The following is a 24,888-nucleotide window of genomic DNA, read 5'->3' as shown; positions in this document are numbered from 1 at the left end:
GGGCATTGCGAGCAAAAAAGTCCGATTTTTTATAAGAAATTGTGATACCGAGAGTAAAAAAACGTAAATGCCCCAAAATGCCGTCAGAAGCGGCTCCAACTCAGGCAATTGCTTCATTTTCAACATGAATGAGATGACAAGAATATGACGGCGCGGGGCAATTGAAGAGAGGGGACTATCAGGGAACGAAATGATCCCCGATAGTTTGCGTTAATTACGATGGGTTATTTGTTTAGAACTTGTTACTTATCGCCAGGCAGGTAACGATTAAAAATGGCTATTAATCGATCGCTTAACGGCGTCATCAGCACCCATGGCAAACCAATCAGCACCGCAGAGAGCGAACCCACAACAATATCCGTCAGCCAGTGAGCGCCGATCATGACGCGCGGGAAAGCAAACACCACCACAATTACCAGCGCCGTCGCAAAGGCTTTTTTGCCAAAATAGCGCAGCATGAATGCTGAAAAAATAAGCAGCATCATACCGTGATCGCCGGGGAAACTGTCCTTTGACGCATCTTTAGTCGGGATATGCAGTAATTCGCTTACGCGGTGAATATCCGGGAAATAGAGCGAAGGACTTGCGCGTTTTACCGGCATCAAATGTTGCGCCAGCTGGTTAATCACTACCGCAGTCAGCAGCATGACCAGGCCTGTGATCACAATGCGGCGACGTCCTGTTTTATCTTCTTTCAGCCAGAAAGAGAGCATCAGGCAGCCCATGGCCAGCAGTGAACAGCCGTCGAAGGCGCGATTGTTGGTAATCGCGACCAGCCACAGGAAGGTTTCACTCTTCACCAGCGCCTGGTTGAAGAAGTGGAAAATACCGGAATCCAGCGGGAACCAGAAACCATGGTTCACCGGCAGATACCAGGATAAAAAGAGTGCCAGACCGGCAGCATTCAGCAGCAGTATTAAGGGAAATCGAGTCGTCATAACGTTCAGCATCGTTTGAAATCTGGGGCAACGTTAGCCGTCGGAACTTAAACGAAGCTTCAACAGGTTGGTCTGCAGCGCGTTCCAGTCGGCGTTAACCGCACTAATTAACTCTATCCGGCTGTCCGGGGGGGCAACATTTTGCGTTTCGATAAAGAAATCTGCGCCCTGGCGATTGATGCGTACCAGCCCGTCCGGGGTTCGCATAATGCCTTTGACGCGATCGACCGGAGCAAGTCTGGCCCATTCCAGAATCCCGATGGTGTCGAAAACGGTATCGGCATCGAAAATCCATCCGCAAGCCTGGTAGCCCTGACCGCTGTTGAGATTACGACGCCAGCGCTGATGTGCCGGCAGGCTCAGGGCAGCCAGACCCTGCTTCACCGCGTGGCTATGCGCGTGTTCCGCGCTGACGGGCAGTTCCGCCAGGTTCAGACGGGGGAGATCGAGCAGGGCATTGTCAATTTTGCCCTGAGTGGTGTGAACCCGTTGACGATCGCCGCCGAAATGTTGCCACCAGGCATCGAACGCGGCCTGGCTTTCAGCCGTTGCACGATCCTCTTTATTCGCCACGATGATATCTGCTGCGGCGAGCTGATCGCGGAAGTTTTCATTGGCCACGGCCTTCTCGTCCAGAAGCAGGCGCGGATCCAGAAGACACAGCGTGGCGCGCAGGTCAATCCACGGCTCGTAAACCGGGGCGGTCAGCAAATCGAGGATCTGCTTAGGGTGGCCCAGCCCGGTCGGCTCTATCAGCAGACGGTCCGGTTTACCCTGGCGCAGCAGCGTGTTCAGCCCGACCTGCATGGGTAAACCATTCACGCAACACATACAGCCGCCCGGGATCTCTTTGATCATTGCCCCGCTGTCAGACAGCAATGCGCCATCGATGCCCACTTCGCCGAATTCGTTGACCAGTACGGCCCACTTTTCTGCCGGATCTTTATTCGCGAGCAGGTGCAAAATTGAGGTGGTTTTTCCGCTGCCGAGAAAACCGGTGATGAGGTTGGTTTTGGTCACATGCGCTCCCATGACTGACTGTGATGCTATAACAATTAGTCATCATCCTGGCGAAAAAAAAGCGTCATGAGAAGGGGGAAGGGCGAACGGAGAGGTTTTCCGTTCGCCTTAAGGGCAAGAATGGTTAAATTTTTAACGTTTCAATAACAGCCTGACGCGCACCGTAGCGGGTGAGGCGCTGATAGGCTTCGTTTACCGCATCTACAAAGACGCTGTTATGAGGCAGATCCTGTCCAAAGACTTCGCTCAGCGTCAGCAGGGCGTTCACGCGCTCCGCTTCACTGCTGGCCTTGACGATTGACTGGATTTTATCACTAAGCGGGTCGCGAACATCAATCGCGTCTCCGCGCTCATCCGTGCCGCTGACGTAGCGGATCCAGCCTGCAACCCCCAGCGCCAGCAGCGGCCAAGCGCTGTTACGTTCGAGATGGACACGGATCCCATCCAGCATGCGCTGAGGTAGCTTCTGGCTGCCGTCCATCGCGATTTGCCAGGTTCGATGCTGCAATGCGGGATTGGCAAAACGGTCGATCAGGCTGTCGGCATAGGCCGTGAGATCCACGTCTGTGATGCGCAAAGTGGGAGCCTGCTCGTTCAGCATTACGCGGCGGGCGGCTTCGCGGAAGCTCGCGTCCTCCATGCATTCATTGATATGCGCGTATCCGGCGAGGTATCCCAGATAAGCCAGAAAAGAGTGGCTACCGTTAAGCATCCGCAACTTCATTTGTTCCCACGGTAGAACATCCTTCACCATCTGCACGCCTGCAGCTTCCCACTCAGGGCGTCCGGCGACAAAGTTATCTTCGACCACCCACTGGATAAACGGCTCGCAGCTGATGGCGCAGGGATCTTCAACGCCAAGTTCCTGCGTGATTTCCGCAAGCGAGGTCTCCGTTGCGGCGGGGACAATTCTGTCGACCATCGTGCCCGGGAAACTCACGTGAGCATCAATCCACCCGGCCAGCTCAGCAGAACGTTTTTGCGCCATCCCGAGCACGGCATTTTTTACGACGTGGCCGTTGTCCGGGATATTGTCGCAGGAGAGAACGGTAAACGGCGGCAGGCCGCGCTCGCGACGGCGGTGAAGGGCTTCGACCAGGATCCCCGGCGCGGAATGCGGCTCGGTCGGGTTTTCCAGATCGTGCAGGATGCGGGTATTGTGCATATCCAGCTTGCCGGTCGCCGGATCGATGCAATAGCCTTTTTCCGTGATGGTGAGGGAGACAATCGCAACCTGCGGTTCGCAAAATTTCTCAATAATGGCCGCCAGCGAATCGAGTTTGGCATTCAGACATTCATGTACCGCGCCGACAACAATAGCCTGGTTCCCCTCCGCACCTTTCTCCAGCACGGTAAAGAGATGATCCTGCGCGCGCAGCTGGCTCATCAGCACATCACCGCTGAAGAGGCTAATTTCACAAATACCCCAGTCGCCTCCTTTCTCATTCAGCACCCGGTTTGTTAACAACGCCTGATGCGCGCGGTGAAATGCGCCGAAGCCAAAATGGACAATGCGCGAGCGTAATTGCTGGCGATCGTAGCGAGGCTGCTGCACGCGGGCAGGAAGCGAGGTGGAAGCAATTGTCTTCATGAAATACACACCTGATTAACCATTAATTAACAATGGTAGTGTAAAGTTATATGACAACAAATTGAATTGGTAAGCCGTAAATATCCCCGTTCTGTGAGTTTGATCAATCAATGTGTGGCGCTGTGTTGACCCTTCGCGGTAAACATGTATGGTAGTCGTCATTGCAGTAAACCATATTGGTATAACAACTTGAGAGGGTGAGGCAATGGAACAAACCTGGCGTTGGTACGGGCCGAACGATCCGGTTTCTCTTGATGATGTACGTCAGGCTGGCGCGACAGGCGTTGTCACGGCACTGCATCATATTCCTAACGGGCAAGTGTGGCCGGTTGAGGAAATTCAAAAGCGTCAGGCGTTGCTGGCGGAGAAGGGGTTAACCTGGTCAGTCGTGGAAAGTATTCCGGTCCACGAGGATATCAAAACCCATTCGGGTGAATACCAGACCTGGATTGCCAACTATCAGCAGAGTATCCGTAATCTGGCGGCCTGCGGCATTGATACGGTCTGCTATAACTTTATGCCGATTCTGGACTGGACGCGTACCGATCTTGAATATCAGATGGCGGATGGTTCAAAAGCGCTGCGTTTCGACCAGATCGCGTTTGCGGCGTTTGAACTGCACATTCTGAAGCGTCCGGGTGCTGAAGCGGATTACACCGCAGAAGAGCAGCAGCAGGCGCTCGCGTGGTTCCACGCGGCAAGTGAAGCGGATATTGAAAAGCTGACCCGCAACATCATTGCCGGGCTGCCGGGTGCTGAAGAAGGCTACACGCTGGACCAGTTCCGCGCGCGTCTGGCGGAATACGGTGATATCGATAAGAACCAGCTGCGCGAAAACATGGCGTACTTCCTGCGCGCGATAGTACCTGTGGCAGAAGAGTCCGGCGTGCGTCTTGCTGTTCACCCGGACGATCCTCCGCGTCCTATCCTCGGCCTGCCGCGTATCGTGTCGACGATTGAAGATATGCAGTGGCTGAAAGAGACGGTAGACAGTATCTATAACGGCTTTACGATGTGTACCGGTTCTTACGGCGTGCGTGCGGATAATGACCTGGTACGGATGATTGAAACCTTTGGCGATCGTATTCACTTCACGCATTTGCGTGCAACCTGCCGCGAAGAGAACCCAAAAACCTTCCACGAAGCCGCGCACCTGAACGGTGACGTGAATATGGTGGCGGTGGTGGACGCCATTCTGGCGGAAGAAGTGCGCCGTAAGCACGCGGGCGATGTGCGTCCCATTCCGTTCCGTCCGGATCACGGACACCAGATGCTGGACGATCTGCGTAAGAAAACCAACCCAGGCTATTCGGCGATTGGTCGCCTGAAAGGGATGGCAGAAGTGCGCGGCGTTGAGCTGGCGCTGAAGATGACGAAGTATCCGGAGCTTCTGTAAGCTCTGTTGCCCGGAGGCGCTGCGCTTACCGGGCCTACAATAAAAAACCGGCCTGAGGGCCGGTTTTTGTGTTTTTGTTGGTCGGGTAAGGCGAAGCCGCCACCCGACAAACGCCGCAATCAGTCAGCGCGACCCATATAGCGTTTTTCTTCGATATGGATGCGGATCTTCTCGCCAGCAGACAGGTATTCTGGCACCTGCACAACCAGACCGGTAGTCAGGGTAGCCGGTTTGTTACGCGCACTGGCTGACGCGCCTTTGATGCCCGGTGCGGTTTCCACGATTTCCAGATCCACTGTCTGAGGCAGCTCCAGCGCCAGCAGCACGCCGTCCCAGGTCAGCACCTGCATATCCGGCATACCGCCTTCAGGGATAAACAGCAGTTCTTCTTCGATCTGATCTTTAGTGAAGATGTACGGGGTGTAATCTTCTTTGTCCATGAACACGTATTCGTTGCCGTCGATGTAGGAGAAATCAACATAGCGACGGGTCAGGGTCACGGTATCGACGATATCGTCACCTTTAAAGCGTTCTTCCACTTTGAGGCCGGTACGCACATCGGCGAAACGCATTTTATACAGCGTCGCTGCTCCACGGGCGCTAGGTGCCTGAATATCGATATCTTTCACAATCAGCAGTTTGCCGTTGTAATTCAGTACCATACCTTTCTTAATTTCGTTCGCTCTTGGCATTGCAGTAATCCTGTTTACGGGAGGTAAAAAATATCGCGCCAAATTACTCGCGCGCGGCCTTTCAGGCAAGCGGAATTCGTGGCTTTTGCTATCAATACAAAAAAGGTGTTACTGTGCGCCCAATGCCCGACTGCGCGGGCGTTCATCACTGACTGAGAGCATTTATGGATTGTCGTTCAGATTGTGGCGCGTGCTGTACTGCACCGTCCATTTCAAGCCCCATTCCAGGAATGCCGGAGGGCAAGCCTGCCAATACCCGCTGCGTTCAGCTTTCTGACGCTAATCTCTGTATGATCTTTGGGTCGCCCCTGCGCCCGAAGGTGTGCTCCGGGCTTCAGCCTTCCGCGGACATGTGCGGCAGTACGCGAGCGCAGGCGATGACGTACCTGCTTGAGCTGGAAGCGCTCACCGCGCCCTAAACGTCTTTGATCCGCGTCAGACAGGTGATTGTCAGGACGCACATCACCAGGGCAATCCAGAATACCGTGTGGTAGTTCCAGATCTCCGCCACGACACCGGCCATCGAGCCCGCAATAATCCAGCCCACGCGGGTGGTATTAGTATAAAGGGTGGTGGCAGAGCCTGCCTGACCCGGCATTAAATCCTGGAAGTAGAGCATGCCAATCCCGGCGAGAATGCCGATATAGATGGCGTTCAGCAGCTGTAAAGCCAGCAGCAGCGCGGGCGTATGCACCGTCAGCATCCCGACATAGAACAGCAGCCCGGCGACCGCCGCGATGCGCATCAAAAAACGTTTCCCAAAGCGCTTTGCGTAATAGCCAGCAATCAGCATGGTCGGGATCTCAAGGCCAGCGGCCGTCCCCATCATGATGCCTGCCAGCTTCTCCGGCAGGTGCAGTTCATCAATAATAAACAGCGGCATGTTGATGATATAAAGGCTGTTAGTGCCCCACATCAGCGTACAGATGATGAAGAGGAGCAGGGCATCGCGGCGGTTACGACGCGGTGCTTCCAGAGCGCCTGTCGCCAGTTTCGGCTCTTTACGCATTGAGGGCAGGAAGAACCACACCGTTGTGCCGCACACGACAAAGGCCACCGCCGCGCTCAGATACATCACCGTAAAGCCAAAGCCCATCGCCAGCGCGTATGCCAGCGGCGGACCAATAACCCATGCCAGCGATACCTGAGCGCGCAGGATTGAACTGAACATCACCGCCTCGCGTCCGGTCTGGTCGGCATGCTCACGGGCAAGGGCAAACATCTGCGGGTTGGCGGTAGAGCCAAAACTGCTCAGAAATACCCCAACAAAAAGCAAAATGAAATAGTTACGGTTCCAGGCAAACAGCACGCAGGCGAATACCCCCAGCAGGCAACAAAAGACAATCAGGCTTTTGCGATCGCCCTTTCTGTCGGAACGTCCTGCCAGAAACTGGCTGACCAGGATGCCGATGATGGCGCTGCCGGTAAAGAAGAAGCCGACCATCGCCGGACGGACGTGGACTTCATTGGTCAGAAATAAACTCAGCGTGGGCGTTTGTAAGGCCCCGGCGATCCCGGTAAGGAAAGCAACGATCAAAAACGCCGTTGACGTCAAATCAAGGGGCTTTGGTGAGGCGGCAGCGGGGGTGTTATGCATGTTTTCGTATCAGGATCAGCGTGGGTCAGAAAGACGCGGAGTTTACGCCGCCAGTCATTAAATAAACAGAGGGTGCGGTCACTTTTGCTACAAAAAATCAAAATGGCATTTCAATTTGAAAATGGTTGCTGAACTTAGCTGAAACTGATGTGCTGAACGTCAGCAATATTCAGCTGAAGAAAGGAGAAATGTGCTGTAACTCTAAATTCTGAACAGCCAAATGTAACTTTCCTTGCAACGCTATACAGAAAGAGCAAGACTTTTTGAAACGTTTCAGCGCTATCTTGTTTTAACTGACGGAGCAGGTTAGCGCATTTTTTCTCATTAAGGCTGAAACGATTCAAGTTCAGCAGGAGAGGAGAACCATGTTCCAGTTATCTGTTCAGGATATTCACCCGGGCGCACAGGCCGGGACGAAAGAAGAGGCTATTCGCCAGGTTGCCGTTGCCCTCGTGCAGGCAGGTAACGTGGCAGAGGGTTACGTTAACGGCATGCTGGCCCGCGAGCAGCAGACCTCAACGTTCCTCGGCAATGGCATCGCTATTCCACACGGTACCACCGACACCCGCGACCAGGTGCTGAAAACGGGCGTGCAGGTTTATCAGTTCCCGCAGGGCGTGCTCTGGGGTGACGGTCAGGTGGCCTATGTGGCTATCGGTATCGCCGCCAGCAGCGACGAACACCTGGGCCTGCTGCGCCAGCTGACGCACGTGCTGAGCGATGACTCGGTGGCGGAACAGCTGAAGTCTGTCACCACGGCTGAAGAGCTGCGCGCCTTGCTGATGGGTGAAAAACAGAGCGAAGCGCTGAAACTGGATAATGAAACCCTGACGCTGGATGTTGCAGCCTCTGACCTGGTGACCCTGCAAGCGCTGAACGCGGGTCGCCTGAAGGAAGCCGGAGCGGCCGATGCGACATTCGTTACGCGCGCTATCAATGATAAGCCGCTGAATCTGGGCCAGGGTGTCTGGCTGAACGACAGTGCTGAAGGCAACCTGCGCAGCGCAGTTGCTGTCAGCCGCGCCGCTACTGCGTTTGACGTAGATGGCGAGCGCGCCGCGATGCTGGTCACCGTGGCAATGGTCGATGACCAGCCGGTTGCGGTACTGAAGCGCCTGAGCGATCTGCTGCTGAACAACAAAGCTGAAAAACTGCTGAACGCTGATGCAGCCACCGTACTTGCGCTGCTGACCAGCGACGATGCGCTGACCGAGGACGTGCTGAACGCAGAGTTCGTGGTGCGTAATGAACACGGTCTGCACGCTCGTCCGGGCACCATGCTGGTGAACACCATTAAACAATTTGAAAGCGAGATTACCGTGACCAACCTGGATGGCTCAGGCAAACCGGCGAATGGCCGTAGCCTGATGAAAGTTGTCGCGCTGGGCGTGAAGAAAGGCCACCGTCTGCGCTTCACCGCACAGGGTGCCGATGCTGAACAGGCGCTGAAAGCGATTGGCGATGCCATCGCGGCAGGTCTGGGGGAGGGCGCATAATGAGCAGACGTGTTGCGACTATTACGCTGAACCCGGCTTACGACCTGGTAGGCTTTTGCCCGGAAATTGAACGCGGCGAAGTGAACCTCGTGCGTACCACGGGCCTGCATGCGGCAGGTAAAGGGATTAACGTCGCGAAGGTGCTGAAAGACCTCGGTATCGACGTCACCGTCGGCGGCTTCCTCGGAAAAGATAACCAGGACGGTTTCCAGCAGCTATTCAGCGAGCTGGGCATTGCCAACCGTTTCCAGGTCGTTCAGGGCCGTACCCGCATCAACGTTAAGCTGACGGAGAAAGACGGCGAAGTCACCGATCTCAACTTCTCTGGCTTCGAAGTGACGCCTGCTGACTGGGAACGCTTCGTCACCGATTCCCTGACCTGGCTTGGCCAGTTCGACATGGTGTGCGTCAGCGGCAGCCTGCCGTCCGGCGTGAGCCCGGAGGCCTTCACCGACTGGATGACGCGCCTGCGCAGCCAGTGCCCGTGCATTATTTTTGACAGCAGCCGCGATGCGCTGGTGGCGGGTCTTAAAGCCTCTCCGTGGCTGGTGAAACCAAATCGTCGCGAACTGGAGATCTGGGCAGGCCGTAAGCTGCCAGAATTAAAGGATGTGATTGAAGCTGCCCATGCGCTGCGCGAGCAGGGTATCGCTCATGTGGTGATTTCGCTGGGTGCAGAAGGGGCGTTGTGGGTTAACGCTTCAGGTGAATGGATTGCCAAACCGCCGTCAATGGAAGTCGTGAGTACCGTTGGCGCGGGGGATTCCATGGTTGGTGGCCTGATCTACGGTCTGCTGATGCGTGAATCCAGTGAACATACGTTACGTCTTGCCACCGCCGTTGCTGCCCTGGCCGTGAGCCAGAGCAATGTCGGTATTACCGATCGTACCCAGTTAGCCGCGATGATGGCGCGCGTTGACTTAAAACCTTTTAACTAACAGCAGGAGAGGAATAATGAAAACGCTGCTGATCATTGACTCCGGTCTCGGACAGGCTCGCGCCTACATGGCGAAGACCCTGCTGGGCGCGGCGGCACAAAAAGCACACCTGGACATCATTGATAACCCGGGCGATGCCGAACTGGCGATTGTCCTGGGTGATAAAATCCCCGCAGACAGCGCGCTGAACGGCAAAAAAGTGTGGCTAGGCGATATTAATCGCGCGGTGGCACATCCTGAGCTGTTCCTGAGCGAAGCGAAAGGTCACGCCACTGTGTACAGTGCGCCTGTGGCGGCGGCCCCGGCTGCGGCTACCGGTCCGAAACGCGTTGTCGCGGTTACGGCCTGTCCGACAGGCGTTGCGCACACCTTTATGGCGGCTGAAGCCATTGAAACCGAAGCGAAAAAACGCGGCTGGTGGGTGAAAGTTGAAACGCGCGGCTCGGTTGGCGCGGGCAATGCGATTACCCCTGAAGAAGTGGCGGAAGCCGATCTGGTGATCGTGGCGGCGGATATCGAAGTGGATCTGGCGAAATTTGCCGGTAAGCCAATGTACCGCACCTCTACCGGTCTGGCGCTGAAAAAGACCGCTCAGGAATTTGATAAGGCGCTGGTGGAAGCCAGGCCGTATCAGGCGACCGGTGCAGCGAAAACCCCGACCGAAGGGAAAAAAGAGTCTGCTGGCGCATATCGCCACCTGCTGACTGGCGTGTCCTACATGCTGCCGATGGTGGTGGCTGGCGGTCTGTGTATCGCGCTCTCCTTCGCGTTTGGTATTACCGCGTTTAAAGAAGAAGGCACGCTGGCGGCTGCGTTAATGCAGATCGGCGGCGGCTCCGCGTTCGCCTTGATGGTACCGGTACTGGCAGGTTTTATCGCCTTCTCCATTGCTGACCGTCCGGGTCTGACGCCGGGTCTTATCGGCGGTATGCTGGCGGTGAGCACCGGTTCTGGCTTTATCGGCGGTATTATTGCCGGTTTCCTGGCGGGTTACGTCGCGAAGCTCATCAGTTCTAAGCTGAAGCTGCCGCAGAGTATGGAAGCGCTGAAGCCGATCCTGATTATCCCGCTGATCTCCAGCCTGGTAGTCGGTCTGGCGATGATTTACCTGATTGGTAAGCCGGTTGCGGGCATCCTGGCGGGTCTGACCCACTGGCTGCAAACCATGGGCACCGCTAACGCGGTTCTGCTGGGCGCGATCCTCGGCGGCATGATGTGTACCGACATGGGTGGCCCGGTGAACAAAGCGGCGTACGCCTTTGGCGTTGGCCTGCTGAGTACCCAGACCTACGCGCCGATGGCGGCGATCATGGCGGCAGGAATGGTGCCACCGCTGGCGCTCGGTCTGGCAACGATCGTTGCCCGTCGTAAGTTCGACAAAGCACAGCAGGAAGGCGGCAAAGCGGCGCTGGTTCTGGGCCTCTGCTTCATTACCGAAGGCGCGATTCCGTTCGCAGCACGTGACCCAATGCGCGTTCTGCCATGCTGTATCGTCGGTGGCGCGGTAACGGGGGCAATCTCTATGGCGATTGGCGCTAAGCTGATGGCACCACACGGCGGTCTGTTCGTGCTGCTGATCCCAGGCGCAATCACTCCGGTACTGGGCTATCTGCTGGCGATTATTGCCGGTACGCTGGTGGCGGGGCTGTCTTATGCGGTGCTGAAGCGTCCGGAAGCGGAAGTTGTGGCAAAAGCAGCGTAAGCGATAAACAACAAAAAAGCCGGGTTGCGTTACGCTCCCGGCTTTTTTTATGCCGCCTGTTCAGCGGTTTGCTGCGCCTTCAGCCAGGCAATCTCTTCCGCCCAGATATCCGGGTTAATGGTTTCGAGCACCATCGGAATACCGTCGAAGCGGGCGTCCTGCATAATAAAGCGGAACGCATCATGGCCGATGTTGCCTTCGCCCAGGCTGTGGTGGCGGTCAACGCGGCTGCCGAACGCACTTTTTGCATCGTTCAGGTGCATGCCGCACAGGTACTGAAAGCCCACGATGCGCTCGAACTCTTCGAAGGTGTTTTTCGTTGCCTCGGTGGTGCGCAGGTCATACCCGGCCGCAAACGCGTGGCAGGTATCAATGCACACGCCGACGCGGGATTTATCTTCCACGCCGTCAATAATGGCCGCCAGATGTTCGAACCTAAAGCCGAGGTTGCTGCCCTGACCGGCGGTGTTCTCAATCACCGCGGTGACGCCTTGGGTCTTGTCCAGCGTCATGTTGATGGACTCGGCAATGCGCGCCAGACAGGCATCTTCGTCAATCTGCATCAGATGGCTGCCGGGATGGAAGTTCAGCAGCGTCAGCCCCAGCTGTTCGCAGCGCTGCACTTCATCAAGAAACGCCTCGCGTGATTTATCCAGCGCTTCCTGAACCGGGTGCCCGAGGTTAATCAGGTAGCTGTCGTGGGGAAGGATTTGGCCAGGCCCGTAGTGGTATTTCTCACAGGCGGCTTTGAAATCATCAATCACGCCTGTAGTGAGTGGGGCGGCGCGCCACTGGCGCTGGTTCTTGGTGAACAGGGCGAAAGCGGTTGCCTCGATTTCGGCGGCGCGAATGGCGGCATTCGCAAGGCCACCGGCGGCGCTAACGTGCGCTCCAACGTATTTCATAAAGGGACTCCTGTTAACCCGAAATGCTTATGATAGCGGGTTAACAGGAGAAGGATGTAGTGGTTTATGCCATCAGGCTGTGCACGGCGAGGTTAATCGCGCCACCGCCGATAATTAGCCAGATGAAGAGCACCAGCGCCATCAGCAGCGGTTTCGCACCGGCTTTTTTCAGCGCGCTGACGTGAGTGGTCACACCCAGCGCCGCCATCGCCATCGCCAGCAGCACGGTGTCCAGCGTCACCAGCATATCCACCACCGCTTTCGGCAGCAGGTGGAAGGAGTTAAAGATTGCCACCACGATGAACAGGATCGCAAACCACGGAATGGTGATTTTGCTCTTCTCGCTGCCGCCAGCCGGAGCCAGCTGTTTAACCCGCGCGGCCAGGAAAATCAGGAACGGGGCCAGCATCATCACGCGCAGCATTTTGGCAATCACCGCCGCGTTTTCGGCTTCCGGGTTAATGGCGTGTCCTGCTGCGACTACCTGAGCCACTTCGTGCATGGTCGAACCGATATAGATGCCGTAGGTTTCCGGGCTAAACCAGTGGGCGACCAGGGGATACATCGCCGGGTAGAGGAAGATCGCCAGCGTACCGAAGATCACCACCGTCGCCACCGCCACGGTTACCTTGCTGGCTTCTGCTTTGACCACCGGTTCTGTTGCCAGCACCGCCGCTGCCCCACAGATACTGCTCCCGGCACCGATCAACCAGCTGGTGTGCTTGTCCAGCCCAAAGACTTTCTGGCCGATAAAGCAGGCCAGTAAAAAGGTGCTGGTCAGGGTCAGGACGTCAATGGCAATCCCGCTCACACCCACATCCGCAATCTGCGAAAAGGTGAGGCGAAAGCCGTAAAGAATGATCCCGAGACGCAGCAGGTGCTGTTTGGCAAAGATCACGCCGCCGTCGCAGGATTTCCAGATATGCGGGTAAACGGTATTTCCCACGACCATGCCGAGCAAAATGGCCAGCGTTAGGGCGCTGAAACCTGCGCCCGCAACAGCGGGAATGCTGCCGCCCCATAATGCTGCGCCGGTTATCACGGCGCTAAGCGCAAGACCCGGCACGAAGTGCCACACTGTACGATGATGTTGTAAGGCGAGTTCTGACATAACCTTCTCCTTTGTCTGGCTTAAAGGTTACGGCGCACTGGCTTAAAAATAAAATTGATTATATATTTATAATTAATCTATATAAGTGGTAAACAACCATGCACATTACATTGCGTCAACTGGAAGTCTTCGCTGAAGTGCTGAAGAGTGGATCGACGACCCAGGCCTCGCAGATGCTGGCGCTCTCGCAGTCTGCAGTCAGTGCGGCGCTGACCGATCTCGAAGGGCAGCTGGGCGTGCAGCTGTTCGACAGGGTAGGGAAGCGGCTGGTGGTCAACGAACATGGCCGTCTGCTTTACCCGCGCGCGTTGGCATTACTGGAACAGGCCATCGAAATTGAACAGCTGTTTCGCGAAGACAACGGCGCGATCCGCGTGTTTGCCAGCAGCACCATTGGTAACTACATCCTGCCGGAGGTGATAGCCCGCTACCGCCGTGATTTCCCGACGCTGCCGCTGGAGATGAGCGTGGGCAATAGCCAGGACGTGATTAACGCGGTGATCGATTTCCGCGTCGATATCGGCCTGATTGAAGGGCCGTGCCACAACGTGGATATCATTGCCGAACCCTGGCTGGAAGATGAACTGGTGGTGTTTGCCTCCCCGGCCTCTTCTTTATTACAGGGCGAGGTGACGCTGGAACGTCTGGCGCAGGCGCAGTGGATCCTGCGCGAGCAGGGTTCCGGCACGCGTGAAATCGTCGATTACCTGCTGCTCTCCCATCTGCCGCAGTTCCAGCTGGGGATGGAGCTGGGCAACTCAGAGGCCATTAAGCACGCGGTGCGTCATGGACTGGGCATCAGCTGTCTTTCGCGGCGCGTGATCGCTGAACAGCTTGAGGTCGGATCGCTGGTCGAAATTCCCATTCCTCTGCCGAAGCTGGTGCGCACGCTGTGGTGCATTCACCATCGCCAGAAACACCTTTCCAGCTCGCTGCAGCGTTTTCTGCGCTACTGCGCCATTTAACGTTCCCCGGTGGCGCTTCGCTTACCGGGGCTACGCGCGCCCGTCACCCCACATTTTTATGCTTTACTTATAATCCTGGCCGAGTCATGAAGCTCTCTTATAACTGGGTATTTCTGCCGGAAGGAACGGAGATCGTCTGCTACAATCGCGCCTCATTTAATAAATGGACAGCATTTTCACATGGTTTCAGAAACTAAAACCACAGAAGCGCCCGCGCTACGTCGCGAACTTAAGGCGCGTCACCTGACGATGATCGCTATCGGCGGTTCAATCGGTACAGGTCTTTTCGTTGCCTCTGGCGCAACGATTTCGGCAGCAGGCCCGGGTGGGGCACTCTTCTCTTATATCCTGATTGGCCTGATGGTCTACTTCCTGATGACCAGTTTGGGCGAACTGGCGGCTTACATGCCGGTGTCCGGCTCGTTTTCAACCTACGGGCAAAAATACGTTGAAGAAGGTTTCGGCTTCGCGCTGGGCTGGAACTACTGGTACAACTGGGCGGTCACTATCGCCGTTGACCTGGTCGCCGCACAGCTGGTGATGAACTGGTGGTTCCCGGATACGCCGGGCTGGATCTGGAGCGCCCTGTTCCTGGCCGTCATCTTCCTGCTGAACTACATCTCCGTGCGCGGTTTCGGCGAAGCAGAATACTGGTTCTCTTTAATTAAAGTGGCTACCGTCATCATCTTTATCGTTGTCGGCGTGGCGATGATCGTGGGTATTTTTAAAGGCGCTCAGCCTGCCGGATGGAGTAACTGGACGATAGGCGATGCGCCGTTTGCCGGGGGCTTCTCGGCGATGATTGGCGTGGCGATGATTGTCGGCTTCTCCTTCCAGGGAACCGAGCTTATCGGTATTGCGGCCGGCGAGTCTGAAAACCCGGAGAAGAACATTCCGCGCGCGGTGCGTCAGGTGTTCTGGCGTATTCTGCTGTTCTATGTGTTCGCTATTCTGATTATCAGCCTGATTATTCCGTATACCGACCCGAGCCTGCTGCGTAACGATGTCAAAGACATCAGCGTCAGCCCGTTCACGCTGGTCTTCCAGCACGCGGGTCTGCTCTCGGCGGCGGCGGTGATGAACGCGGTGATCCTGACGGCGGTGCTGTCTGCGGGTAACTCCGGCATGTATGCATCCACCCGTATGCTGTACACCCTGGCCTGCGACGGTAAAGCCCCGCGTATTTTTGCCAAACTGTCACGTGGCGGCGTACCGCGTAATGCGCTGTATGCAACTACGGTGATTGCCGGTCTGTGCTTCCTGACCTCTATGTTTGGTAATCAGACGGTCTACCTGTGGCTGCTGAATACCTCCGGGATGACGGGCTTTATCGCCTGGCTGGGGATTGCCATCAGCCACTACCGCTTCCGCCGCGGCTATGTGATGCAGGGCCATGACCTGAATAACCTGCCGTACCGCTCAGGGTTCTTCCCGCTGGGGCCGATTTTCGCCTTCATTCTGTGCCTGATTATTACCCTGGGGCAGAACTATGAAGCCTTCCTTGCGGATTCCATTGACTGGGGCGCTGTCACGGCCACCTACATCGGAATTCCGCTGTTCCTGATCATCTGGTTTGGCTACAAACTGACGAAAGGAACCCACTTCGTTCGCTACAGTGAAATGGATTTCCCGGAACGATTTAAACAATAACCGCAGTTCCTCTCTTTTAGCCCGCTCACCTGAGCGGGCTTTTTTATCTCCACAGTATGCAGAACGGATATAATTTTTAACAATTGAATTGATAATAATTATCGTTTGCTTTATCGTTACGAAATAATAAGCAGCACACCGACCTGCCGAAGATGCGGGCGGCCCCTAAGGCGTTGTGAGCAATAATCAGTTGATTTAGTTGTATTTACCTCATGGAGATATGGAATGTTTAGGTTGAATCCCTTCGTCAGGGGAGGACTTTGTGCGTCCGCAATGTCCCTGGCACTGCCTGTCATCGCTGCGGAATCTGGCGACACACTGGTTGTAACGGCCTCCGCGACCGAGCAAAACCTGAAAGACGCACCGGCGAGCATTAGCGTCATTACTCAGGAAGACTTGAAGCGTAAGCCCGTTCAGAACCTGAAAGATGTGTTACAGGATGTGCCCGGCGTGCAGCTCACAAACGAAGGGGACAACCGCAAAGGAGTCAGTATTCGCGGTCTGGACAGCAGCTACACGCTGATTCTGGTCGACGGCAAACGCGTTAGCTCCCGCAATGCGGTATTCCGCCACAACGATTTTGACCTGAACTGGGTGCCTGTCGACGCCATCGAGCGGATCGAAGTGGTGCGCGGCCCGATGTCCTCCCTCTACGGTTCCGATGCGCTGGGTGGCGTGGTCAACATCATCACTAAAAAAATCGGTCAGAAATGGACCGGAACCCTGAGCGCGGATTCAACCATTCAGGAACACCGCGACCGCGGTGACACCAACAACGGTCAGTTCTACACCAGCGGCCCGCTGGTGGACGGCGTGCTGGGGCTTAAAGCCTACGGCAGCGTGTCTAAACGTGAAAAAGACGATCAGCAACGCTCCTCTACTTCTGCGAACGGTGAAACGCCGCGTATCGAAGGCTTCACCAGCCGCGATGCCAACGTCGAATTCGCCTGGACGCCGACGGAAAATCATGACTTTACCGCGGGATACGGCTTCGACCGCCAGGATCGCGACTCTGACTCCCTCGACAAAAACCGCCTTGAGCGCCAGAACTACTCCCTGAGCCACAACGGCCGCTGGGGCGTGGGCAACAGTGAACTGAAGGTGTACGGCGAGAAGGTCGACAACAAAAACCCGGGCAACAGCAGTCCGATTACCTCCGAGAGCAACGCGGTTGACGGGAAATACGTCCTGCCGCTGGGCGAAATCAATCAGCTGCTGACCTTCGGCGGCGAGTGGCGTCACGATAAGCTGAAGGATCCGGTCAACCTGACAGGGAGTACCAGCAGCACGACCTCGGCAAGCCAGTACGCGCTGTTCCTTGAAGATGAATGGCGTATCTTCGAGCCGCTGGCGCTGACCACCGGCATCCGTATGGATGACCATGAAACCTACGGCGACCACTGGAGCCCGCGTGCCTATCTGGTCTACAACGCGACCGACACCGTCACGGTGAAAGGCGGCTGGGCCACCGCGTTTAAAGCGCCATCGCTGCTGCAGCTCAGCCCGGACTGGATCACCGGTTCCTGCCGCGGCGCCTGCGAGATTGTCGGTAACCCGGATCTGAAGCCGGAAACCAGCGAAAGCTTCGAGCTTGGCCTTTACTACAGCGGGGAAGAGGGCTGGCTAGAGGGCGTGCAGGCCAGCATCACCACCTTCCAGAACGACGTGGACGACCGCATCAGCATCAGCCGTACGGCTAACGTGAACCAGGCGCAAAGCTACCCGAACTATGTTGGGCTGAACGCCGACGGCGAACCCATTTTCCGCTATTACAACGTCAACAAGGCGCGTATCCGTGGGGTGGAAACCGAGCTGAAATTCCCGATTGCGGAAGACTGGAAAGTCACGCTGAACTACACCTACAACGATGGCCGTGATATCAGCAACGGCGGCAACAAGCCGCTCTCCGAACTGCCGTTCCACACCGCCAACGGAACCGTTGACTGGAAGGCAACTCAGGACTGGTCGTTCTATGTGCAGGGTAACTATAAAGGCGAGAAACGCGCGCTTACCAGCGGTGAACCGACGCCGGGCGGCTACGTTATCTGGAACACCGGTGCGGCATGGCAGGCAACGAAAGCCGTTAAGCTGCGCGCAGGCGTGCAGAACCTGCTGGATAAAGACCTGAGCCGTGACGATTACAGCTATACGGAAGATGGTCGTCGCTACTTTGTGGGCGTGGATTATACGTTCTGATGTAACCTTTATGCCCGGTGGCGCTTCGCTTACCGGGCCTACAAACCCGCGAACGTAGGCCGGGTAAGGCGAAGCCGCCACCCGGCAATCGCACGCACTTATGCGAACAAGTGCTCCGCATGGAAGCGGAGATGATCTTCAATAAAAGACCCGATGAAGTAATAGCTGTGGTCATACCCCGGCTGAATGCGTAGCGTCAGCGGCCAGTCTTTCTGGCGAGCCGCTTCAGCCAGCACCGCAGGCTGTAGCTGTCCGGCGAGGAACTGATCCGCATCACCCTGATCGATAAGCGTTGGTATCGCATCCTCTGTCTGGCTTGCCAGCATCAGCGCGCAGCAGTCCCATTCCTGCCAGGTTTCTGCATTATCGCCCAGATAGTGAGTAAAGGCTTTTTGCCCCCAGGGTACCTGCGTTGGGTTCACAATCGGCGCAAACGCCGACACGCTGGTGTATTTCCCAGGGTTTTTCAGCGCCATGATAAGCGCACCGTGACCACCCATTGAGTGCCCGCTGATGGCGCAACGGTCATTCACTGCAAACTCCGCCTGAATCAGCGCAGGCAGCTCGTCACGAATGTAGTCATACATGCGGTAGTGGCTCGCCCACGGCTGCTCGGTCGCGTTGAGATAAAATCCGGCGCCTTTGCCTAAATCGTATCCGGCATCGTCGGCGACCTCATCCCCACGCGGGCTGGTGTCTGGCATCACCAGCGCAATGCCAAGCTCTGCCGCAATACGCTGCGCACCCGCTTTGGTGGTGAAGTTTTCGTCGTTGCAGGTCAGGCCAGAAAGCCAGAACAGAACCGGCGGTTTTTCCGTCGGCGGCAGGAAAATGCTGAACGTCATCGCACAGTTCAGTACGGTGGAGTCGTGCCGCCAGCGCTGCTGTCGACCTTCAAAACAACGATGCTCTTCGAGCAGTTCCATGCAAGGCTCCTTAATGATGATACGTATTCATAAAATCCATAATACAGAGTTTTCATTGACCTGGAGTAACTTTCACTTTCCCCTTACGCTCAGATACTGCATCATAAATTTACTTTTCTTTAACAACTGGAGCGGTCATGGCGCTGCGTATCGCGCTCAGCGGATTTGTGGTTTTGGTGGTGGCAATGGGGATCGGGCGCTTTGCCTTTACGCCTCAGGTACCGCTGATGATTGCCGCCGGGCAACTCACGCTAACCAGTGCGGGTCTGGTGGCGGCGATGAACTATCTGGGCTATCTGGTCGGGGCGTGGGATGCCATGCGCGCCCATCGATTTGTGGAAACACGCCTCTGGTTGGGCATCACTGGCGCGGTTGCGCTGACGCTGCTCTCGGCTGCGGCGGATAACGCCGTGGTTCATGGTTTACTGCGCTTCGTGATCGGCTGCATGAGCGGCTGGTCTATGGTGCTGATAGCCGCCTGGACCAACGAACGGCTGGGTCAGCTGGGCAAACCGGGGCTTAGCGCCGCTGTCTTTGCCGGGCCGGGCGCAGGCATTGCCCTGAGCGGGCTGCTCGCGGTCTATATTCAGGCGAAGGCGCTCTCTGCCGGGGCGGCATGGCAGATTTACGGCGTGCTGGCGCTGGTGCTGATTGCGCTGGTGGCACGCTATCTACCGCGTGCGGGTCAACTTCATCGACCCGGCACCGCACCGGAACCGCTGGTGCTGACGGCGGATTTAAAGCGCCTGGTCTGGAGCTACAGCCTCGCGGGGTTTGGCTATATCCTCCCGGCGACCTTCCTGTCGCAAATGGCGGCGGTGCGTTTTCCCGGCAGCCTGTTTGCCCAGTTTGTCTGGCCGATTTTCGGTTTCGCTGCCGTCATCGGCATTGTGCTCAGCATCCTACTGCGCCATACCTCCACGGCTAACCGCAGGCTGGCGATTGTTTTGTGGTTACAGGGTGCAGGCGTGCTGGCCGCCTGGCTTCTGCCGGGCATTGGCGGTTTGCTGACGGGCGGTCTGCTGGTCGGCGGCGGGTTCTTATGTGCCGTGCAGCTTTCTCTGCTCTACGGTCGCGAGCTGGCACCGAACCACACGCGCTATATGGCGGGACTGCTCACCACCGGCTATGCCATCGGCCAGCTGATTGGCCCTGTGACGTCCGCGCTCTCCACCTGGTTAACGCATCGGCTGGAGCCTGCGCTGGGGCTGGCGGGCATCGCGCTGTTCATCGGCGGGGCACTGGTCTGGAACCGTCAGGCTGAAAGGCAGCAGCAATTGCAATAATTATCGTCGTGAATACTGGATTATGTGCGCCGCCTCACGCACAATGAGCGCACACTTTTGCCACAACGAGGGCAAAAGACGCCACACCTGCAGGAGAAAAGAATGTCATCACTCAGTAAAGAAGCTGCTCTGGTCCATGAAGCCCTGGTTGCGCGCGGTCTTGAAACGCCACTGCGTCCACCGGTTCAGGAACTGGATAATGAAACCCGTAAGCGTCTGATTTCCGGGCATATGACCGAGATCATGCAACTGCTGAATCTCGATCTGAGCGATGACAGCCTGATGGAGACGCCTCAGCGCATCGCGAAAATGTACGTAGACGAGATCTTCTCTGGCCTTGATTACGCCAATTTCCCGAAAATCACCGTCATTGAAAACAAAATGAAGGTCGATGAGATGGTGACGGTGCGTGATATCACGCTCACCAGTACCTGCGAGCACCACTTCGTGACCATCGATGGCAAAGCGACCGTGGCGTATATTCCAAAAGATACGGTAATCGGCCTGTCCAAAATCAACCGTATCGTGCGATTCTTCTCCCAGCGTCCGCAGGTGCAGGAGCGTCTGACGCAGCAGATCCTGACCGCGCTGCAAACGCTGTTGGGCACCAGTAACGTGGCGGTCTCTATCGACGCTGTGCACTATTGCGTGAAAGCGCGTGGCGTGCGTGATGCGACCAGCGCAACCACCACCACGTCGCTGGGCGGTCTGTTTAAATCGAGCCAGAACACCCGCCAGGAGTTCCTGCGCGCCGTGCGTCACCACAATTAATCAGACAGGGCAGGGACCATGGAGCGAAACGTCACGCTCGATTTTGTTCGCGGCGTCGCCATTCTCGGTATCCTGCTGCTCAATATTAGCGCCTTCGGTTTGCCGAAGGCCGCTTATCTCAATCCCGCCTGGTACGGCGATATCACCCGAAGCGATGCCTGGACATGGGCGATCCTCGATCTCTTTGCGCAGGTTAAATTCCTGACGCTGTTTGCGCTGCTGTTTGGCGCAGGGTTGCAGCTTCTGCTCAAACGCGGCACGCGCTGGATCCAGTCTCGTTTAACGCTGCTGGCTATCCTCGGTTTTATTCACGGTTTGTTTTTCTGGGATGGCGACATTCTGCTCGCCTACGGGTTAGTTGGGCTCATCTGCTGGCGTCTTATCCGCGATGCGCCCAGCGTAAAAAGCCTGTTCAACACCGGCGTGATGCTCTATGCCATGGGGCTTTGCGTATTGTTTCTGCTGGGCGTTATCTCTGGCGATTCAACAAACCGCTCGTGGATCCCCGACGCGGCCAACCTGCAGTATGAGCAGTTCTGGAAGCTGAAAGGGGGGGCTGAGGCGATCGGTAATCGGGCCGATATGCTCGGTGATAATCTCCTTGCGCTGGGCGCGCAGTACGGCTGGCAGCTGGCAGGGATGATGCTGATGGGGGCATCCCTGATGCGCACCGGCTGGCTGAAGGGCGAATTCAGCCTGCGCCACTATCGCCGCACGGGCGCGGGTCTGGTCCTGCTCGGCGTGCTGATTAATCTCCCGGCGGTGATAATGCAGTGGCATCTTCACTGGGATTACCGCTGGTGCGCCTTCCTGCTTCAGGTGCCGCGTGAGCTTAGCGCCCCGTTCCAGACCATTGGCTACGCGGCGCTGATCTACGGCTTCTGGCCGCAGCTTTCCCGCCTGTGGATTGTCAGCGCCGTGGCCTGCGTTGGCCGCATGGCGTTAAGCAATTACATCCTGCAAACGCTGATCTGCACCACGCTGTTCTACCGATTTGGCCTGTTTATGAAATTCGACCGACTCACGCTGCTGGCGTTTGTTATTCCGGTCTGGATGGTTAACCTGGCGTTTTCCGTTATCTGGCTGCGTTATTTCCGCCAGGGACCGCTGGAGTGGGTCTGGCGAAAATTAACCGCACATGCTTCGGGTGTATCATTGCGTAATACATCCGGATAACGATCTGGATCACAATCATTAACAAAACGGATGTAAGCGTTTTCATCTGTGTGAGCTTCTTCACGTAGTCCCCTCTTTCTCGCTGCCAAAATAGCCTCCTTGCTAAACACAGGGGGTGTCTGTGAGTTGCTGCAATCCTATGAAGGATGGTGAACATGATCACCATTCGTGACGTCGCCCGCCTGGCGGGCGTTTCCGTGGCTACCGTCTCTCGCGTGCTGAATAACAGCGCGCTGGTCAGCCCTGAAACCCGTGAAACCGTAATGAAAGCCGTGACCCAGCTTGGGTACCGGCCAAATGCCAACGCGCAGGCGCTGGCGACGCAGGTGAGCGATACCATTGGCGTCGTGGTGATGGATGTGTCGGATGCCTTCTTTGGCGCGCTGGTTAAAGCGGTGGATGTTGTCGCCCAGCAGCACCAGAAATACGTGCTGATTGGCAACAGCTATCACGAGGCGGAAAAAGAGCGTCATGCCATTGAGGTGCTGATACGCCAGCGTTGCAATGCCCTGATTGTGCATTCAAAAGCGTTAAGCGACGAAGAGCTGGCCGGGTTTATGGAGCAGATCCCCGGGATGGTGTTAATCAACCGGATTGTCCCAGGCTACGCGCACCGTTGCGTTGGGCTGGATAACGTCAGCGGCGCGATGATGGCGACGCGGATGCTCATCAGCAACGGCCATCAGCGCATCGGGTATCTTGCTTCCAGCCACCAGATTGAAGACGACGGAATGCGTCGGGAAGGGTGGCAGAATGCGTTGAAAGAGCACGGCATTGTCCCGCTGGAAAGCTGGGTAGGAACCGGTACGCCGGATATGCAGGGCGGGGAAGCCGCAATGGTCGAGCTGCTGGGCCGTAATCTGCAACTTTCCGCCGTGTTTGCCTATAACGACAGCATGGCGGCGGGGGCGCTGACTGCGCTGAAAGACAACGGAATTGCGGTGCCACAGCATTTGTCGCTGATTGGCTTCGATGATATCCCGATTGCCCGTTACACCGACCCGCAGTTAACCACCGTGCGTTACCCCATTGCCTCGATGGCGAAACTGGCAACAGAACTGGCGTTACAGGGTGCCGCAGGCCTGCTGGATCCGGAGGCAACACACTGTTTCATGCCAACTTTAGTCAGGCGGCATTCTGTCTCTATTCGGCAAACTGTGGCTCCGATCACTAACTAATTATGTGGCGTGATGTAACCGTTTTCAATCTGTGAGTAAATTCACAGTATCTTAACAAGCCGCTGACTATGATGTCAGCGTTTTAGAGGCTGAAACGCTATGTAACGGTGATTAATCATTTTCACTATAGCCAGTGAGCCGAAAACAACGAATAAAACGCATTTCTGGAGCGTTACCGAACACGGAAGATAGAAATTTTATAAGTGAACTTCGGCGATCAGTAACGTTTTATTAACACCTGCCCGCCGACCGTTATTCACAAGAACTACCCTGCATAAAAAAAACCGGAGATACCATGAATAAGAAGGTGTTGACTCTGTCTGCTGTAATGGCAAGCATGCTTTTTGGTGCAGCAGCGCACGCTGCGGATACCCGTATTGGCGTGACCATCTATAAATACGACGACAACTTCATGTCCGTTGTGCGTAAAGCAATTGAGAAAGATGCGAAAGCAGCGCCAGACGTTCAGCTGCTGATGAACGACTCCCAGAACGACCAGTCCAAACAGAACGACCAGATCGACGTTCTGCTGGCGAAAGGCGTGAAAGCCCTGGCGATCAACCTGGTTGACCCGGCTGCAGCAGGCACGGTTATTGAGAAAGCGCGCGGCCAGAACGTGCCAATCGTCTTCTTCAACAAAGAACCTTCCCGTAAGGCGCTGGATAGCTACGACAAAGCGTTTTACGTCGGTACTGACTCCAAAGAGTCCGGCATTATTCAGGGCGATCTGATCGCGAAACACTGGGCGGCGAACCCGAACTGGGACCTGAACAAAGACGGTCAAATTCAGTTCGTTCTGCTGAAAGGCGAGCCAGGCCACCCGGACGCTGAAGCCCGTACCACCTACGTTATTAAAGAGCTGAACGACAAGGGCCTGAAAACCCAGCAGCTGGCGTTAGATACCGCCATGTGGGATACCGCTCAGGCGAAAGATAAGATGGACGCGTGGCTGTCTGGCCCGAACGCCAACAAAATCGAAGTCGTGATCGCGAACAACGATGCGATGGCGATGGGTGCCGTTGAAGCCCTGAAAGCACACAACAAATCCTCCATTCCTGTGTTCGGCGTAGATGCGCTGCCAGAAGCGCTGGCGCTGGTTAAATCCGGTGCGATGGCCGGTACCGTTCTGAACGATGCCAACAACCAGGCGAAAGCCACCTTCGACCTGGCGAAAAACCTGGCCGACGGTAAAGGTGCTGCTGACGGCACGACCTGGAAAATTGAAAACAAAATCGTTCGCGTGCCATACGTGGGCGTAGACCAGTCCAACCTGGCTGAGTTTATCGGTAAATAAGATCTTTGTTTTGTCTTCACTGGGCGCAATTTGTTGCGCCCTTTTATAACGCGATATGCG

Annotated in this window: 21 protein-coding genes; 13 read left to right on the top strand and 8 right to left on the bottom strand. The window is 56.1% G+C overall.

What is annotated here, in order from left to right:
• Positions 1-242: 242 nt before the first annotated feature.
• The 3 genes from HV355_RS04000 to HV355_RS03990 all read right to left on the bottom strand — a co-directional run bounded on the left by HV355_RS04000 (position 243) and on the right by HV355_RS03990 (position 3,549).
• The gene (locus HV355_RS04000) at positions 243-938 is read right to left on the bottom strand and encodes a phosphatase PAP2 family protein (RefSeq protein ID WP_089597986.1); all 696 of its coding nucleotides are present in this window, start codon (positions 936-938) and stop codon (positions 243-245) included.
• Between the two features lie 33 nt (positions 939-971).
• On the bottom strand, positions 972-1,958 hold the full coding sequence (locus tag HV355_RS03995) for a GTP-binding protein (RefSeq protein WP_174339860.1): 987 nt from the start codon (positions 1,956-1,958) through the stop codon (positions 972-974).
• A 124-nt stretch (positions 1,959-2,082) separates the two neighbouring features.
• The gene (locus HV355_RS03990; RefSeq protein WP_182400989.1) at positions 2,083-3,549 is read right to left on the bottom strand and encodes a fructuronate reductase; all 1,467 of its coding nucleotides are present in this window, start codon (positions 3,547-3,549) and stop codon (positions 2,083-2,085) included.
• 205 nt (positions 3,550-3,754) lie between these two features.
• Here HV355_RS03990 and uxuA point away from each other — a divergent pair, with 205 nt between their 5' ends.
• Positions 3,755-4,945, top strand: a complete 1,191-nt coding sequence (gene uxuA / locus HV355_RS03985) for a mannonate dehydratase (protein WP_042715826.1) — start codon at positions 3,755-3,757, stop codon at positions 4,943-4,945.
• A 119-nt stretch (positions 4,946-5,064) separates the two neighbouring features.
• Here the strand turns inward: uxuA and yeiP are convergent, their stop codons facing one another.
• On the bottom strand, positions 5,065-5,637 hold the full coding sequence (gene yeiP / locus HV355_RS03980) for an elongation factor P-like protein YeiP (protein WP_008500940.1): 573 nt from the start codon (positions 5,635-5,637) through the stop codon (positions 5,065-5,067).
• Positions 5,638-5,801: 164 nt separating this feature from the next.
• On the opposite strand from yeiP, the gene HV355_RS03975 reads away from it, so the two are divergent.
• Positions 5,802-6,056 carry a YkgJ family cysteine cluster protein gene (locus HV355_RS03975; protein ID WP_108416608.1) on the top strand — a complete coding sequence of 85 codons (255 nt, stop codon included), beginning with the start codon at positions 5,802-5,804 and terminating at the stop codon, positions 6,054-6,056.
• Here the strand turns inward: HV355_RS03975 and setB are convergent.
• Entirely contained in the window at positions 6,053-7,234 is a 1,182-nt protein-coding gene (setB, locus tag HV355_RS03970) for a sugar efflux transporter SetB (RefSeq protein WP_182400987.1), read from the bottom strand. The genes HV355_RS03975 and setB overlap by 4 nt on opposite strands.
• Positions 7,235-7,599: 365 nt before the next feature.
• Here setB and fruB point away from each other — a divergent pair, with 365 nt between their 5' ends.
• From fruB to fruA, 3 genes are read left to right on the top strand one after another with little or no spacing between them, the layout of a single operon-like run.
• Complete coding sequence (gene fruB / locus HV355_RS03965) at positions 7,600-8,730, top strand: fused PTS fructose transporter subunit IIA/HPr protein (protein WP_182400985.1); 1,131 nt, start codon at positions 7,600-7,602, stop codon at positions 8,728-8,730.
• Complete coding sequence (gene fruK, locus HV355_RS03960) at positions 8,730-9,668, top strand: 1-phosphofructokinase (protein ID WP_010433510.1); 939 nt, start codon at positions 8,730-8,732, stop codon at positions 9,666-9,668. Before fruB ends, fruK begins: the two co-directional genes overlap by 1 nt.
• 16 nt (positions 9,669-9,684) lie before the next feature.
• Positions 9,685-11,370 (top strand): PTS fructose transporter subunit IIBC, encoded by a 1,686-nt coding sequence (gene fruA, locus HV355_RS03955; protein WP_108416605.1) that lies wholly within the window; start codon positions 9,685-9,687, stop codon positions 11,368-11,370.
• Positions 11,371-11,417: 47 nt separating this feature from the next.
• Here the strand turns inward: fruA and nfo are convergent, their stop codons facing one another.
• Both nfo and HV355_RS03945 read right to left on the bottom strand, forming a co-directional pair.
• Positions 11,418-12,275, bottom strand: a complete 858-nt coding sequence (gene nfo / locus HV355_RS03950; protein ID WP_182400982.1) for a deoxyribonuclease IV — start codon at positions 12,273-12,275, stop codon at positions 11,418-11,420.
• 64 nt (positions 12,276-12,339) lie between these two features.
• The gene (locus HV355_RS03945; RefSeq protein WP_148400419.1) at positions 12,340-13,386 is read right to left on the bottom strand and encodes a YeiH family protein; all 1,047 of its coding nucleotides are present in this window, start codon (positions 13,384-13,386) and stop codon (positions 12,340-12,342) included.
• Between the two features lie 98 nt (positions 13,387-13,484).
• On the opposite strand from HV355_RS03945, the gene yieE reads away from it, so the two are divergent.
• From yieE to cirA, 3 genes are all read left to right on the top strand, one after another.
• Positions 13,485-14,351: a DNA-binding transcriptional regulator YeiE gene (yieE, locus tag HV355_RS03940; RefSeq protein ID WP_126817496.1), complete on the top strand. Its 867-nt coding sequence runs from the start codon at positions 13,485-13,487 to the stop codon at positions 14,349-14,351.
• 180 nt (positions 14,352-14,531) lie between these two features.
• Positions 14,532-16,001: an amino acid permease gene (locus tag HV355_RS03935; RefSeq protein WP_108416602.1), complete on the top strand. Its 1,470-nt coding sequence runs from the start codon at positions 14,532-14,534 to the stop codon at positions 15,999-16,001.
• Between the two features lie 225 nt (positions 16,002-16,226).
• Complete coding sequence (gene cirA / locus HV355_RS03930; RefSeq protein WP_182400980.1) at positions 16,227-18,197, top strand: catecholate siderophore receptor CirA; 1,971 nt, start codon at positions 16,227-16,229, stop codon at positions 18,195-18,197.
• Between the two features lie 98 nt (positions 18,198-18,295).
• Here cirA and fghA read toward each other — a convergent pair whose 3' ends face one another.
• On the bottom strand, positions 18,296-19,123 hold the full coding sequence (fghA, locus tag HV355_RS03925) for an S-formylglutathione hydrolase (protein ID WP_182400978.1): 828 nt from the start codon (positions 19,121-19,123) through the stop codon (positions 18,296-18,298).
• Between the two features lie 137 nt (positions 19,124-19,260).
• Here fghA and HV355_RS03920 point away from each other — a divergent pair, with 137 nt between their 5' ends.
• From HV355_RS03920 to mglB, 5 genes are all read left to right on the top strand, one after another.
• On the top strand, positions 19,261-20,409 hold the full coding sequence (locus tag HV355_RS03920) for a YbfB/YjiJ family MFS transporter (protein ID WP_174339852.1): 1,149 nt from the start codon (positions 19,261-19,263) through the stop codon (positions 20,407-20,409).
• Positions 20,410-20,511: 102 nt separating this feature from the next.
• Positions 20,512-21,180 (top strand): GTP cyclohydrolase I FolE, encoded by a 669-nt coding sequence (gene folE, locus HV355_RS03915; RefSeq protein ID WP_010433535.1) that lies wholly within the window; start codon positions 20,512-20,514, stop codon positions 21,178-21,180.
• An 18-nt stretch (positions 21,181-21,198) separates the two neighbouring features.
• Positions 21,199-22,356: a DUF418 domain-containing protein YeiB gene (yeiB, locus tag HV355_RS03910; RefSeq protein ID WP_182400976.1), complete on the top strand. Its 1,158-nt coding sequence runs from the start codon at positions 21,199-21,201 to the stop codon at positions 22,354-22,356.
• A 155-nt stretch (positions 22,357-22,511) separates the two neighbouring features.
• Positions 22,512-23,534, top strand: coding sequence for an HTH-type transcriptional regulator GalS (gene galS / locus HV355_RS03905; RefSeq protein ID WP_108416596.1), 1,023 nt, complete (start codon positions 22,512-22,514; stop codon positions 23,532-23,534).
• 295 nt (positions 23,535-23,829) lie between these two features.
• On the top strand, positions 23,830-24,828 hold the full coding sequence (gene mglB / locus HV355_RS03900) for a galactose/glucose ABC transporter substrate-binding protein MglB (protein ID WP_010433541.1): 999 nt from the start codon (positions 23,830-23,832) through the stop codon (positions 24,826-24,828).
• Positions 24,829-24,888 lie beyond the last annotated feature (60 nt).

It is taken from the genome of Enterobacter sp. RHBSTW-01064 (assembly GCF_014103035.1).
GTDB classification, from domain to species: domain Bacteria; phylum Pseudomonadota; class Gammaproteobacteria; order Enterobacterales; family Enterobacteriaceae; genus Enterobacter; species Enterobacter mori.
Note: the sequence above shows the minus strand (reverse complement) of the source record. Positions and strands in the feature narration are given on the sequence as shown.

What these genes read in the sequence shown, in the direction of transcription:
- HV355_RS04000 (WP_089597986.1), bottom strand. Translation starts at nt 938, where the DNA reads ATGACGACTCGATTTCCCTTAATACTGCTGCTGAATGCTGCCGGTCTG.
- HV355_RS03990 (WP_182400989.1), bottom strand. Translation starts at nt 3,549, where the DNA reads ATGAAGACAATTGCTTCCACCTCGCTTCCTGCCCGCGTGCAGCAGCCT.
- uxuA (WP_042715826.1), top strand. Translation starts at nt 3,755, where the DNA reads ATGGAACAAACCTGGCGTTGGTACGGGCCGAACGATCCGGTTTCTCTT.
- yeiP (WP_008500940.1), bottom strand. Translation starts at nt 5,637, where the DNA reads ATGCCAAGAGCGAACGAAATTAAGAAAGGTATGGTACTGAATTACAAC.
- HV355_RS03975 (WP_108416608.1), top strand. Translation starts at nt 5,802, where the DNA reads ATGGATTGTCGTTCAGATTGTGGCGCGTGCTGTACTGCACCGTCCATT.
- setB (WP_182400987.1), bottom strand. Translation starts at nt 7,234, where the DNA reads ATGCATAACACCCCCGCTGCCGCCTCACCAAAGCCCCTTGATTTGACG.
- fruB (WP_182400985.1), top strand. Translation starts at nt 7,600, where the DNA reads ATGTTCCAGTTATCTGTTCAGGATATTCACCCGGGCGCACAGGCCGGG.
- fruK (WP_010433510.1), top strand. Translation starts at nt 8,730, where the DNA reads ATGAGCAGACGTGTTGCGACTATTACGCTGAACCCGGCTTACGACCTG.
- fruA (WP_108416605.1), top strand. Translation starts at nt 9,685, where the DNA reads ATGAAAACGCTGCTGATCATTGACTCCGGTCTCGGACAGGCTCGCGCC.
- nfo (WP_182400982.1), bottom strand. Translation starts at nt 12,275, where the DNA reads ATGAAATACGTTGGAGCGCACGTTAGCGCCGCCGGTGGCCTTGCGAAT.
- HV355_RS03945 (WP_148400419.1), bottom strand. Translation starts at nt 13,386, where the DNA reads ATGTCAGAACTCGCCTTACAACATCATCGTACAGTGTGGCACTTCGTG.
- yieE (WP_126817496.1), top strand. Translation starts at nt 13,485, where the DNA reads ATGCACATTACATTGCGTCAACTGGAAGTCTTCGCTGAAGTGCTGAAG.
- HV355_RS03935 (WP_108416602.1), top strand. Translation starts at nt 14,532, where the DNA reads ATGGTTTCAGAAACTAAAACCACAGAAGCGCCCGCGCTACGTCGCGAA.
- cirA (WP_182400980.1), top strand. Translation starts at nt 16,227, where the DNA reads ATGTTTAGGTTGAATCCCTTCGTCAGGGGAGGACTTTGTGCGTCCGCA.
- fghA (WP_182400978.1), bottom strand. Translation starts at nt 19,123, where the DNA reads ATGGAACTGCTCGAAGAGCATCGTTGTTTTGAAGGTCGACAGCAGCGC.
- HV355_RS03920 (WP_174339852.1), top strand. Translation starts at nt 19,261, where the DNA reads ATGGCGCTGCGTATCGCGCTCAGCGGATTTGTGGTTTTGGTGGTGGCA.
- folE (WP_010433535.1), top strand. Translation starts at nt 20,512, where the DNA reads ATGTCATCACTCAGTAAAGAAGCTGCTCTGGTCCATGAAGCCCTGGTT.
- yeiB (WP_182400976.1), top strand. Translation starts at nt 21,199, where the DNA reads ATGGAGCGAAACGTCACGCTCGATTTTGTTCGCGGCGTCGCCATTCTC.
- galS (WP_108416596.1), top strand. Translation starts at nt 22,512, where the DNA reads ATGATCACCATTCGTGACGTCGCCCGCCTGGCGGGCGTTTCCGTGGCT.
- mglB (WP_010433541.1), top strand. Translation starts at nt 23,830, where the DNA reads ATGAATAAGAAGGTGTTGACTCTGTCTGCTGTAATGGCAAGCATGCTT.